Source organism: Kribbella sp. VKM Ac-2568 (genome assembly GCF_004345365.1).
Classification (GTDB): domain Bacteria; phylum Actinomycetota; class Actinomycetes; order Propionibacteriales; family Kribbellaceae; genus Kribbella; species Kribbella orskensis.
This window is the reverse complement of record NZ_SLVF01000009.1, coordinates 1-12,801: the sequence shown is the minus strand read 5'-3', so window position 1 is coordinate 12,801 and position 12,801 is coordinate 1. Positions and strand designations below refer to the sequence as shown.

The window sequence follows — 12,801 nt, the reverse complement described above, 5'->3', positions numbered from 1 at the left end:
CACGGTAACTTGCCAAGAGTCCTCTGCAAAGGGTCCTCTGGAAGATTTCTGTCGGCGGTGATCTCTAGGTTCGGGGATATGCGGCCTCATGTGGTGGCTCATCTGGCGGTCTCGATCGACGGTGCGACAACCGGGTTCGAGGCCGATCAAGCGCGCTTCTACGCGATGGCGACGCTGTGGCAGGAGGACGTGACGCTGGCCGGCGCGGACACGATCCTGGCCCAGGAGAGCGCGGTCCGTGTCGCCGAGCGGCCGGGTCCACGCGCCGCCGGTCCGCTGCTCGCGGTGGTGGACAGCCGCCGCCGCGTCCGCTCCCTGGAGATCCTGCGCGAGCTCGGCTACTGGTCGGACGTGATCGCGCTGTACTCCGACCAGACCCCGGCGCGGGAACCCGACAGCAAGATCCAGGAGATCGTCACCGGCTATGACCGGGTCGACCTCGCCGAGGCCCTCGAGCTGCTCGGCCGGCGAGGCGCTCAGGTCGTCCGCGTCGACAGCGGCGGCGCGCTGGTCGGAGTACTGCTGGAGCTGGGGTTGATCGACGAGGTCAGCCTGCTCGTGCATCCGGTCGTCGTTGGCTCGGCTGCGCGGTGGCATGGGTCGTTCGCCGATCGCCTGGACCTGCGGCTCGCGAACAGCGAGACCTTCGAGGGCGGCGTCGTCTGGCTCCGCTACTGCACCGCCTGATCCTGTCCTTCCGGCTCTCTTGAGGGCAGAGGTTTGAACGGATCGGCTAACTGGGTACACTGTACGAAGTTTGGTTCTCGACGGTGTGGAGGAGTTCGTTTTGAGCGAGACGCAGAGCATGCCCAGCACGTCCGGGTACGTTCCGGACGCGGCGGATCTGGCCGGCGTCCAGGCCTGGTTCGAGCGGTACGACGGGCTGGCGGCGGCGCAGGACTACGAGGGGATGGCCGACCAGGCCTTATTTCCTCTGAACGAGGTGACCGACGACGGCAAGGGGCAGGCGAAGGCGGAGCAGTTCGACCGGGCCGGGTTCGTGGCCCAGATGGCCGAGGTGATGGGCGGCGGCGGTGACGTCACGATGGAGACGAGCCGGACGCCGCACTTCCTGTCCGCCAGCCTGGTCTTCGTGATCACCGACGGCACGATGACGTACGGCGGCCACACCCAGCCGATCCGGTACGGCGACCTGTTGCTCAAGGTCGCCGGCGAGTGGCACTTCCAGACGATGGTCCAGGGCGGCTGGGGCTGACCGTCTGCTTGCGTCCGATGAACCGCGGAGACGGCTCGGCAGTTCTTCGGACGCAAGCCAACTGGAGTTGGCGAAAGTGTCGGTCGCGGTGGTTAGTCTGGGCCCTGATGAGGAAGCAGCATGAGGGGTATGACGAGCACGACGCGGAGCGGTGGGTGGCGGAGCCGGTCAAACGGCCCGGCCGCACGGCCTTCGCGCGCGACCGTGCCCGCGTGCTGCACAGCGCTGCGCTCCGCCGGCTCGCCGCCAAGACCCAGGTGGTCACGGCCGGCAGCGACGACTTCGTCCGGAACCGGCTGACCCACAGCCTCGAGGTCGCCCAGATCGGTCGCGAACTGGCGAGCACCCTCGGCTGCGATCCAGACATCGTGGACGCGGCCTGCCTTGCGCACGACCTCGGCCACCCGCCCTTCGGGCACAACGGCGAGCGGGCGCTGGACCAGTTGGCCGAGGAGATCGGCGGCTTCGAGGGCAACGCGCAGACCTTGCGACTGCTGACCCGGCTGGAGTCGAAGACGTTCGACCCGGCCGGTCGCAGCGTCGGGCTCAACCTCAGCCGCGCGACCCTCGACGCCGCCACCAAGTACCCGTGGCCCCGGCGTGACGGGGAGCGCAAGTTCGGGGTGTACGACGATGACGCCGAGGTGTTCGAGTGGTTGCGCCGCGGGGTGGACTCCGCCGCCGGCCCGGGCCCGCAGTACCGGCGGTGTCTCGAGGCGCAGGTGATGGACTTCGCGGACGACGTGGCGTACTCCGTGCACGACGTGGAGGACGGGATCGTTGCCCATCACATCGATCTGGACGAGGTCGGCGCCGAGCGGGCGCCGTACTGGGATACGGTGCGGCGGTTTTACTTGTCCGAGGCAACGGATGTGGACCTCGACGAGGGTTGGCGGCGGCTGACCGGGCTGCCGTACTGGCCGAGGGCCGCCTTCGACGACAGCCGGCGCTCACTCGGCGGGCTCAAGGACCTGACCAGCCAACTGATCGGCCGGTTCTGTACTGCGGCCGAGCAGGCGACGCACGCGCAGTTCGGCAGGTCCCGGCTGATTCGCTACGAGGCCGACCTGATCGTGCCGGACGGGATCCGCACCGAGATCGCGCTGCTCAAGGGGATCGGCATGTTCCACGTGCTCAACTCCCCGGAGCGGCAGGCTCGCAGGGCGGTCCAGCGCGAACTGCTGACCGAACTGGTGGAGGCGCTCTGGAAGTCGGCGCCGCGTCACCTGGATCTGCCGTTCGCCACCGACTTCGCCGAGGCGGCCGACGACAACGCCAGGCTCCGCGTGATCATCGACCAGGTCGCCTCCTTGACCGATCCCTCAGCCCAGGCATGGCACGCCCAACTCGTCACCCGCTGACGCAGTACGCATGCGGGCCCGGAAGTCGCGCCCGGGCGCATCCGCATGGTGTCTCCTACCGTCCGCATCTCCGGATGAACGCGCCCGAAGACGCTTGAAGGATTAATGTCTTGCCATGAGCGACTCAGAGCGGATGGTAATCGTCGGAGCGAGCCTGGCGGGCGCGACCGCGGCGGAGACGCTGCGGACCGAGGGCTGGACCGGACCGATCGTGCTGATCGGGGAGGAGAACGAGCTGCCGTACGAGCGGCCCCCGTTGTCCAAGGGCGTGCTGCTCGGCAAGGACCAGCCGGAGGTCGCTCAGCTCCACGACCGCGCGTGGTACGACGACAACAACGTGGACCTGCGCCTCGGCTCGAAGGTGACCGCGATCGACACGGGCGCTCGCAAGGTGACACTCGCGGACGGCTCCGAAGTCGAGTACGACAAGCTCCTGATCGCCACTGGCAGCCGCGTCCGCAAGCTCGACGTGCCGGGAGCGGACCTGCCCGGCATCAACTACCTGCGGACCGCGGCGGAGTCCAAGGCCCTCACCGACGCGTACGCCGCGAAGCCGCGGGTGGTCGTCGTCGGCGCCGGGTGGATCGGCCTGGAGGCGGCCTCGGCGGCGCGCGAGCGTGGCAGCGAGGTCACCGTGATCGAGCCGCAGTCGACCGCGCTCGCGTCGGTGATGGGGGAGCAGGTCGGGGACCTGTACGCGGACCTGCACCGTCAGCACGGCGTCGACCTGCGCTTCGGTGTCGGCGTCGAGAGCTTCGAAGGCGACGACCACGTGACCGGGGTGCGTACCTCCACCGGCGACGTGCTCCCGGCAGACCTGGTGGTGGTCGGAGTCGGCGTACAGCCCAACACCGAGCTCGCCGAGGCCGCGGGTATCGAGGTTGCCAGCCGCGAAGACGGCTCGGGCATCGTCACCGGGCCGGACCTGCGCACGTCCGTACCGGAGGTCTACGCCGCCGGTGACGTGGTCCGCTGGGATCACCCGCTGCTCGGCCACTCGATCCGCGTCGAGCACTGGCAGAACGCGAAGGACAGCGGTAAGACCGCAGCCAAGGCGATGCTCGGCCAGAAGGTGACCCAGGACGCGCTCCCGTACTTCTTCACGGATCAGTACGACCTGGGCATGGAGTACGCCGGCGACGTACCGCGCGGCACGTCGTACCACGTGGTGCTCCGGGGTGACCCGGCGTCGGGCGCGTACCTGGCGTTCTGGCTGGACGACGACAATCACGTGCTGGCCGGCATGCACGTGAACACCTGGGGCTCGCTGGACGCAGTACAGGACCTGATCCGCTCCAAGAAGCAGGTCGACCCCGCTCGTTTGGCCGATTCGTCCACCGACCTCTCGGAGGTCTAGGGCCCAGTGGTCCCGATCGTTGCGGCTGGACCGTAGACTCACCGCGTGGCAGGCAGGATCAAGGAAGAGGACATCGCGGTCGTGCGCGAGCGTGCTCGGATCGACGACGTGGTCGGCTCGTACGTGACCTTGAAGAATGCCGGCGGTGGGTCGCTCAAGGGGTTGTGCCCGTTCCACGACGAGAAGTCGCCGTCGTTCAACGTCACGCCGGCCCGGGGCTTCTTCTACTGCTTCGGCTGCCAAGAGGGCGGCGACGTCATCGACTTCATCCAGAAGATCGACCAGATCAGCTTCCACGAGGCGGTCGAGACGCTGGCCGCGAAGGTCGGCATCCAGCTGCGCTACGAGGACTCCGGCGCGCCGATGCCGCGGTCGCAGCCGAACCAGCGGCCGCGGCTGGTCGAGGCTCACAGGGTCGCCGCGGAGTACTACGCCGAGCAGCTGTTCGGGGCTCCGGAGGCGATGCTCGGCCGGCAGTTCCTGGACAAGCGCGGCTTCGACCGGGACGCCGCGGTGCTGTTCGGCGTCGGGTTCTCACCGCGCGGTGGCGAGGCGCTGACCGCACACCTGCGCGGCCGCGGCTTCACCAACAGCGAACTCGTCGCCGCGGGGCTCTCCGCGGACGGGCAGCGCGGGCTGTACGACCGCTTCCGCGGCCGGCTGATGTGGCCGATCCGCGATGCCGGTGGCGACGTGATCGGCTTCGGCGCGCGCCGGTTGTTCGACGACGACAAGATCGAGGCCAAGTACCTCAACACCGGTGAGACCGCGATCTACAAGAAGTCCAAGGTCCTGTACGGCGTGGATCTCGCGCGCCGGGAGATCGCCAAGGGCCGCCAGGCCGTCGTGGTCGAGGGTTACACCGACGTGATGGCGTGTCACCTGGCCGGGGTACAGACCGCTGTCGCGACGTGCGGTACTTCGTTCGGCGACGACCACGCGCGGGTGCTTCGGCAGTTGCTGCTGGACCACGACCAGTTCCGTGGCGAGGTGATCTTCACCTTCGACGGGGACAGCGCTGGTCAGCGGGCTGCGTTGAAGGCCTTCGAAGGTGATCAGGCGTTCGCGTCGCAGACCTACGTGGCGGTGGAACCGGACGGGCTCGACCCGTGCGACCTGCGGCTGCAGAAGGGTGACGCGGCTGTTCGCGAACTGATCGGGCGGCGGGTGCCGCTGTACCGGTTCGTGCTGTCCAACGTGTTGTCGAAGTACGACCTCGACCGGGCGGATACGCGGATCGACGCGCTGCGCGACGCGGCTCGCCTGGTGATCTCGATCCGGGACCGGTCGAAGGTGGACGCCTTCACGCGCGAACTGGCCGGGCATCTCGGCATGGAGGTCGACCAGGTCCGGACCGAAGTACACCGCGCTGCTTCCCGTCCCGCGCCGGTGCCTTCCGCTCCCGAGCGTGGGCCCGTGCAGGTGACGACCGAGCCGCCTCCGCCGCCGCGCGTGGATTTGCCGTCGCCACGGGACCAGCGCTTCGTGATCGAGTGGGACGTCCTGAAGATCCTGATGCAGCACCCGCGGTTGGTGGGTGCCTCCTTCGACGAACTGGACGACCAGGACTTCACGCATCCCTGGCTGGCCGCAGTACGCGCCGCCATGGCGAAGGCGGGTGGTCCGGCACTGGCTGCGCCGGGGGAGGCGTGGGTGGTAGCAGTACGGGAGGCCATGGGCAACGATCCGGCCGCTGCTGTGGTGAGTGCCCTTGCGGTGGATCCGCTGCGACTCGGGCGTGAGCCTGACGAGCAGTACGCGCGAGCCCACGTTGCTCGACTGCAGGAGCTCACCTGTCTGCGCCGCATCGCCGACCTGAAGTCGAAGCTCCAGCGCACCAACCCGATCGACCGGGCCGACGACTACAACCGCATGTTCGGCGAGCTCATCGCCCTCGAACGCTACCGCGCCGAACTCCGCGAACAAGCCATCTCAGGCGCCATCTGACGGGTTCTGGATAAGGAGCCTCGAGGATCTGGTCGCGGAGGGAACTCCGTACCGACCGAGGGGTGGGACTCTCCTGGTTCGAGGGGCGCGACCGAGCAGTGGCCGTCCTGGGCGTATCAGTGGTTGATCGGTGAGCGGCTGGCGGGTGTCGAGTCGGCCCTCGACCTGCAGACTGGTGGCGTTCCTGATCGAGGCTCGCAAGCCGGCAGGGTAAGCCATTTCGGGGGGTTGCCGGGGCGGTCATCCACAGGCCTTCTGTTACTCGGTGGTTACTTAGGGTAGTTGTCCACCGATCTCGAAGTAGTCCGTTCCGGGCGGGTGAATCGCGGCAGTATCCCTTGTGACAGAGGGGAAACCGATATGGCCGAGCTGGACTGCGACTCCGCCGATGTGAACGCGCTGGTGGCGTATCTGCGCGGGATCGGACGTCATGAACTACTGACCGTCGAGGAGGTCAACGAGCTTTCTTACTGGATCGAGGCGGGGCTGCTGGCCGCCGAGCGCTTACTCGATGCCCCGGACCCTCCGACCATCGCGGATCTGGACGTCGCGGACTCGTCGAGCTTCGCGGACCTGGAGGCGATCGTCCTGCTCGGCGAAGCGGCGCGGCAGCGAATGATCGAGGGGAACCTCCGGCTGGTCGTCTCACTTGCCAAGCGCTACACCGGCAAGGGAATCTCGCTGCTCGACCTGATCCAGGAGGGCAACCTGGGGCTGATGCGGGCGGTGGAGCGGTTCGACCACAGGCTGGGGAACCGCTTCTCGACGTACGCGATCTGGTGGATCCGCCAAGCCATCGGCCGCGCGATCTCCGACCGGTCGCGGCTCGTCCGGATGCCGGCCCAGGCGTACACCGACGCCGGCCGCGTCACCGCAGTACAGCGCGAGCTCACTCAACGGCTAGGCCGCGAGCCGTCCACCGCCGAGCTGGCCGTCGGCGCATCCTTGACCGTCGCCCGGGTCGAACGAGCTCACGCCTGGAAGATCCGCCCGGAGTCCCTCGACCTAGACGAGACCGACCAGCTCGTGGACGACGAGGCTATCGTCCTGCGAGCCGCCCTGCGGCGCGACCTGCACTACCAGCTCGAGTTCCTGGACGACCTCAAACAGGCGATCCTCGGGCTCCGCTTCGGCCTGCGGGGTGTGGCGGAGTCCACAGTCGAGGAGACCGCGGCGATCCTCCGGCTTGATCCTGACCGTGTTCGCGCCCTGGAGGCAGAGGCCCTCCGCGAGCTCCGAAAGAGGTGCCGCATCGGTTTGCGGGAGTACGCCGCCTGACGCTTGGACCCGGCTGCGATTATGGCGCTGTGCTGAAACTTCGTCGTACGTCGTGGCCGCGGGAGCTCACCGAGGCGGTCCAGGTCGCCTCCAGGCACTCCGCGGGCGGCAAGGAGGACATCCTTGCCGCAGTACAGCTCACCGACGGTAAGTGGGTCGCCGGCGGTCGTGCGGCGGTGTATCTCCCGACCGACACGGAGGGTGCCGTCCGCCGGGTCGGCTGGGAGAAGATCGAGCGGGCCGGCTGGGACTCCGAGGCGTCAGTCCTGCACGTCTACGAGACCACCGCCTTCGGTACTCCGCTGCGCGCCACCGAGCTCAAGGTGGACGACCCCGGCCGCTTCGGGCAACTGCTCCGCGAGCGCATCGACGCGAGCGTCCTGATCCAGCGCCACGTCCCACTGGCCGGCAAGAAGGGCGTCCGCGTCGTCGGCCGCCGCAACCCGGCCGACCTGAACGACACGGTGTTCTGGAATTTCGTTCTGGACAAGGGATTGGAGCCCGATCAGCCAGGTGTCGTCGACGGCGCCGAGGCGGCTCTCGCGGCGGTCCGCGACGAGTTCGGAATCTGACCTGGCAGCGACCTCAGACCCCCGGTCCGGCAGGCGAATCCCGTTTTTGTAGTTCGCCGGGCGCCTGCTAACCTACTCAGGTCTTCGGGGATCGAGGGCAGGGAAGTAGAACGATCCCGCGTAGCTCAATTGGCAGAGCAGCCGGCTGTTAACCGGCAGGTTACTGGTTCGAGTCCAGTCGCGGGAGCAACCAAGAAGGCCGGTTCCACTCAGGAACCGGCCTCTTTGCCGTCCAAGGCCCCCGTCAGCCGCGGTTCTCCTTGCGCTTGTCGATAGCCCGCTGAATCCGGTGCTGCGGCTGCCCGGTCAGCTTCGCGATCAACGGCACCCGATACTTGTACGCCGCCACCGCGCCCACAATGAGCACGAGCAGAATGAACCAGCCCATCAGACTTCCCTTCGTAGGACCTGACCCCCATCATCCCCCACCCCAGGCCCACACCCCGTCCGTCATCCCCCTGACCCACCCCTGGTTTCCCCGCCGCCACCCCCCGCGGTACGGCAAGCCCTCTCTCCCCACCCCCCACCAAACCCGATACCATCTGCGAGCGCATCCTTCCGCGCACGGGGGCGGTAGCTCAGCCGGTTAGAGCAGGGGACTCATAATCCCTGGGTCGTGGGTTCGAGTCCCACCCGCCCCACCCAAGAAACCGCAGGTCATCCCTGAAGGAGCGGGGCCGGTCATGAGGTGCTTGTGACCGTTGTTCTGCTTGTTCGCTGGGGATCGGCACGCGCCGAGGTAAGGCGTCGGGGTCAGGGCTCGGGCGTAGCCCGACCGCGATAGCGGTCGAAGGGCCTTGACGTCGGCGCCGTCCGGCGCATGATCTCTGAACAGCGGAGAATGAGAGCCTGCGGAACTCCTGTGGGGGATTCGTTGGGGTGTGGACGTAGCGCTCGTCATGGCCGGGGTATCCCCCAGCGGTGGCAGGCCCGGGAGTGGGCTGCCGTCATCCCTTCGCCGCGGTCAGGTAGCGGCATGATGGGGTTCGCAGTGTGCCGGTCGGTCGGGATCAATCAGAGGAGCGACCACGCCACCCACGGGTGGGGGTCTTGACCTGCACGATCCGCGCCGACCGGTTCGCGGCGACCGCGGTTCATGCCGCGGCCGCGGGAGGTGCGTGCGTCTTCGCTCTCGGTGTGCGTAGCCGACGTGGCCCGACGTGAGGGGCGTTGATCTGAGCGAGGACCTGGGACGCCGGCGGCACAAACCGGCGCCCCGGGTGCCAGACGAGCCTGCGATCGGGCGCATGATGGAGCATGGCCAGCCTGTTGGTCGGACGAGGGGTCGAGGTCGCAGTTCTGAGGGGGTTGATCGCGGATCTGCCGAATCGGTCGGCGGCCGCGATGGTCCGCGGTGAGGCGGGGATCGGAAAGACCTTCCTTGTCCGGTCGGTTCTCGACGCGCAATCCGGCGACGGTGTGCGGATCCTGCGCGGTGCCTGCGCCCCGATGTCTGGTACGACGGCGTACAGCGGACTCGATGCCGCGTTGGGGGGTGTGCTCGGCGGCGGTGTTACCGCGGAGCCCTTCCCGTCTGCTGCGGCGGGCCGCGCGTGGGCGCTGGACACGCTCCGCGAAGGGCTGGACGACCGCTCGCCAGCGGGGACGGTGCTGGTGGTCGAGGATGTGCACTGGGCCGACCGCTCGACCCTGGACTTTCTTTCATTTATGACGCGCAACCTGCCAGAACGCAGGCTGCTGGTCATGCTCACGTGGCGGGATGATGACGGTGGGCCCGAACACCGGAGCTGGCTTGCCGAGCAGTTGCGCAATCCCGCGGTCGTGGACCTGACCTTGCGCCGGCTCACACTCGACGAGACCGCCGAACAGCTGAGCGGGCTGAAGCCTGTCCTGTCGGGGGCCCAGGTGGCGAGCGTCTACGAACGCAGCACCGGCAACCCCTATCTGAGCGCCGAGCTGGTCGACGGCGACTCGACGGTGTCGACGTCGCTACGTCAGGTGCTGTCGGCCCGGTTGCAGGATCTGTCGCCTGCCGCACGGCTCGTTGTCGCTGCGACCGGAACCCTGGCTCGTCCCCTGACCGACGAGGACATGTCGGCCGCCGTCGGTGGTGACACCGGCGCCGTGCGGGAAGCGTGCGACTCGGGACTGGTCATCCGCGATGTTGCGCGTGGTACGACCGCACGGCATCCCGTCCTCGCGGAGGTCGGATATGAGCAACTGCTGTCCGCGGAGCGGCGCGGCCTGCACGCCAGGCTCGGGAAGCACCTCGAGGATCAGCTGACGGAGAACGCGAGCGCGTCGGCGGTGGCGGAGGTGGCCGAGCAGTACCGTCGCGCCGACGATCGTGACGCCACCCTCAGGTGGTCGGTGCGGGCGGCCCGCGCCGCGGAGGCGGCATATGCGCCCGCCGAGGCCGGGCACTGGTACGCGGTCGCATCGTCGGTGCGGAACCTCGCCGCATCCCCGGGCGACGAGCTGCCAGGGACCCTGGAGCTGGCAGACATGGCCGCCTCGCTGCTCGGTGGCGTTGGCCAGCAGGACAGGGCGCTCGCAGTGCTGGACGACCCGCTCGCCCACCCCGACGCGCCCGACGCCGTCGTCGTTCGGGCCCTGCTCGGCCGTAGCTGGCTGCGGGTCGGCCTCGGCGACACCGACGGCGCGCTGGATGACCTCGCGCGAGCCGAGCAGTTGACGGCACCCGCGGATGAGGCGACCCGCGCCCGGATTCTCTGCGAGCGAGGTGTGGCACTGAGCACCTGCACGCGTGACACCGAGGCGGAGCCGGTGACTCTGCTCGCACTCGATATCGCTCGTCGCCTCGGCGACAGGCGCACGATCTGTCGTTGTCAGGCCTCCCTCGGCACCATCGCCAACCGCAGGCTGAGGTTCGACGAGGCCCGCGAACACATGGAAGGCGCGCTGTCGATCGCCCGCGAACTCGCCCAGCCCGAGGACATTGCTCTCGCCGCGGTCTGCCTCACCGATCTGCTCTGGCGGCTGGGCCAGACCGATCGGGTCCTCGGAATCGTGGATCTGGTCCGGCCGGAGCTGCGTCGCCTCACGATCGAGCGCTACTGGCTCGAGGACGTCATGGAGGGCAACCTGGTCACCGCTTTGTTCGATGCGGGACGCTGGGACGAGGCCTTGACGTGGGGCGCCGATCCTGCCGAGTGGGCGGGGCTCGGCATGATCGAGATCCCGCTCGCGCAGGTTCACGCCGCGCGCGGTGACCTCGCCGCCGCCGCCAAGCTGCGGGAGCGGTCGCTGCGCCTCGAACAGGGTGACCAGCCCATTTTCAAGCTGGGTTTCGCCGAAACGCAGGTGCCCGTGCTCCTGCTGGAAGGTCGAGCGTCCGAAGCGTTGTCGGCTGCACTGTCGACTGCCGAGGTGTTGCACGGAACCGCGGACGAGCAAGGCTGTGGAGTCCTGCTGCTGGTCGGTCTCGAAGCGGCGGTCGATGTCGGTTCCCGCGAGGCGTTCGAGCGTCTGGTGGATCTGCTGGGACGATCGCTGGAGTACAGGACCGGAACGGCCGTCGCAGCGACGGTCGAGGGCGAGCGGGCGCGGCTGCTCGGCGACCCCGACCCCGCCGCCTGGCTCACCGCGGCGCAGGAGTGGAACAGGCTGGGCCAGCCATACCCGGAGGCGCGATCCCGCTTCCGGGCGGCCGAAGCGATGCTCGGCCGACGCGCTCAGCGAGGGGCGCGCCAACAGGCAGCCCGCGAGCTCGACGCCGCACGTCAGACCGCCGAGGTGCTCGGCGCCGCGCCGTTGCTGGAGCAGATCATGCACCTCGGCAAAGTCGCGCGGATCCAGCTCGAGGAGTCCGCCGGCGAGCACCACGTTCAGGCGATCGCTGAGCAGGCCGGAAACATCGCGCCGCTGACCGACCGCGAGCGGCAGGTCCTCGCACTGGTCGCGGACGGCAAGACGAACCGTGAGATCGGGGCCGCCCTGTACATGAGCCCGAAGACCGCGAGTGTGCATGTAACGCACATCCTCGAGAAGCTCGGGGTGCAGACCCGGGTCCAGGCCGCGGCGGCGGCAGTCCGCCTCGGGCTCGAAGGCGATCGTGAAGGGCGCGAGCGGTGACTGCCGGCGAACCAATGCTTGTCGAGGCGTAGCGCGCACCCCGGCGCCGACCCGTACCATGCACGACCACGGTGCCGGGAGAATCGGGGGACGGTGTGTCGGACGCGCACTGGGCTGCTCTTGGCGGGCGGTCGGCGGTGTCATGTACCGGCCCGGTTCTCAGTGGTATGACGCGGCGCACCGGCCGGCGATCGCGAACTTCGACGACATTCCGCCCGGCGAGGTCGTGCAGTGCGCGTCTGCCGGCGACGTCGCGAAGACGATCGCCTTCGCCAGACCGTTCGGGCTCGGACTCACCGCTCGCCACAACGGCTGAGAACTGCGCGTTCACCCCTTTCGCGGATCGCCCTGGCCGCGGCTCTTAGTGGTGCGGTCGACGCTGATGGCGCTCGAGACGAGTATCGGCAACGTCGACACCGCCTCCGGCCTCGGCCACGCCGGCGGCACCCAGGAGTTCACCGGCAGCACCGACCGTTACGAAGGCGCGACCGGCTTCACGTACCTCAATCAGCACTTCAAGGTCGACCACCTCGTCACCCAGATCCAGGGCGAGGTCTGCCGTGCGAACAGTTGGGCGCCGCGTCACCTGGCGGTGACCGGTTGCCGTCGCGACGACAACGGTGGCGGGGTGTTCGATCCGTTTGGAAAGCCTGGACCCGAACCAGAGTGAGCCGTTGGCGACGGCATTCGCCTCTGGGACGTCCTATCCATGACCCGCTAGGCCATCTAGCGCCACAACGCCGGCGAAAACCGCCTCGAGGTCCGGCTCTGCCGCGTACCCGCTACCGGCCGCGACACCCAACCGCGACCGGCCAAGCTGCACATCCTCACCGGAGTTGGCAACCACGGCGAAACGTCCTCACCATCGGCCTACCCCACGAAGACTGAACACCCGATGCCCCGTGTCCAGGCCGACGCGCGGGTCTGTCTAGTTTTCGGTGTAACTGTTGATCTCTGGGTTACTTGCGTCCGGCGGACAGTCGCCCGTCGAAGGTGATCTCGAAGGCGTTCAAC

General features: G+C 68.4%; 11 protein-coding genes and 2 tRNA genes. 12 read left to right on the top strand and 1 reads right to left on the bottom strand.

Annotated features, from left to right (window positions below):
* Positions 1-78: 78 nt before the first annotated feature.
* The 8 genes from EV648_RS25525 (at position 79) to EV648_RS25490 (ending at position 7,918) form a co-directional block, all read left to right on the top strand.
* A complete protein-coding gene (locus tag EV648_RS25525) occupies positions 79-687 on the top strand; it encodes a dihydrofolate reductase family protein (protein WP_132296801.1) in 609 nt (202 codons plus the stop codon).
* 100 nt (positions 688-787) lie between these two features.
* Positions 788-1,216: a nuclear transport factor 2 family protein gene (locus tag EV648_RS25520; protein ID WP_199234820.1), complete on the top strand. Its 429-nt coding sequence runs from the start codon at positions 788-790 to the stop codon at positions 1,214-1,216.
* A gap of 107 nt (positions 1,217-1,323) precedes the next feature.
* Positions 1,324-2,577 carry a deoxyguanosinetriphosphate triphosphohydrolase gene (locus tag EV648_RS25515; RefSeq protein ID WP_132296798.1) on the top strand — a complete coding sequence of 418 codons (1,254 nt, stop codon included), beginning with the start codon at positions 1,324-1,326 and terminating at the stop codon, positions 2,575-2,577.
* Between the two features lie 115 nt (positions 2,578-2,692).
* Positions 2,693-3,934 (top strand): NAD(P)/FAD-dependent oxidoreductase, encoded by a 1,242-nt coding sequence (locus EV648_RS25510; RefSeq protein ID WP_132296795.1) that lies wholly within the window; start codon positions 2,693-2,695, stop codon positions 3,932-3,934.
* A gap of 45 nt (positions 3,935-3,979) precedes the next feature.
* Entirely contained in the window at positions 3,980-5,881 is a 1,902-nt protein-coding gene (dnaG, locus tag EV648_RS25505) for a DNA primase (protein WP_132296792.1), read from the top strand.
* A gap of 360 nt (positions 5,882-6,241) precedes the next feature.
* A complete protein-coding gene (locus EV648_RS25500) occupies positions 6,242-7,159 on the top strand; it encodes an RNA polymerase sigma factor RpoD/SigA (protein WP_132296789.1) in 918 nt (305 codons plus the stop codon).
* A 29-nt stretch (positions 7,160-7,188) separates the two neighbouring features.
* Entirely contained in the window at positions 7,189-7,731 is a 543-nt protein-coding gene (locus tag EV648_RS25495) for a hypothetical protein (protein ID WP_132296786.1), read from the top strand.
* Between the two features lie 114 nt (positions 7,732-7,845).
* A tRNA-Asn gene (locus EV648_RS25490) sits at positions 7,846-7,918 on the top strand.
* A 57-nt stretch (positions 7,919-7,975) separates the two neighbouring features.
* On the opposite strand, the gene EV648_RS43355 is transcribed toward EV648_RS25490, so the two are convergent.
* Positions 7,976-8,119: a hypothetical protein gene (locus EV648_RS43355; protein WP_199234819.1), complete on the bottom strand. Its 144-nt coding sequence runs from the start codon at positions 8,117-8,119 to the stop codon at positions 7,976-7,978.
* Between the two features lie 179 nt (positions 8,120-8,298).
* Between EV648_RS43355 and EV648_RS25485 the strand changes: the two genes are divergently transcribed.
* The 4 genes from EV648_RS25485 (at position 8,299) to EV648_RS25475 (ending at position 12,457) form a co-directional block, all read left to right on the top strand.
* Positions 8,299-8,372 (top strand) — tRNA-Ile (locus tag EV648_RS25485).
* Positions 8,373-8,988: 616 nt separating this feature from the next.
* Positions 8,989-11,787, top strand: coding sequence for a LuxR family transcriptional regulator (locus tag EV648_RS25480; RefSeq protein ID WP_132296783.1), 2,799 nt, complete (start codon positions 8,989-8,991; stop codon positions 11,785-11,787).
* Positions 11,788-11,929: 142 nt separating this feature from the next.
* On the top strand, positions 11,930-12,103 hold the full coding sequence (locus tag EV648_RS42700; RefSeq protein WP_158294064.1) for a hypothetical protein: 174 nt from the start codon (positions 11,930-11,932) through the stop codon (positions 12,101-12,103).
* Positions 12,104-12,169: 66 nt separating this feature from the next.
* On the top strand, positions 12,170-12,457 hold the full coding sequence (locus tag EV648_RS25475; protein ID WP_158294063.1) for a hypothetical protein: 288 nt from the start codon (positions 12,170-12,172) through the stop codon (positions 12,455-12,457).
* Positions 12,458-12,801 lie beyond the last annotated feature (344 nt).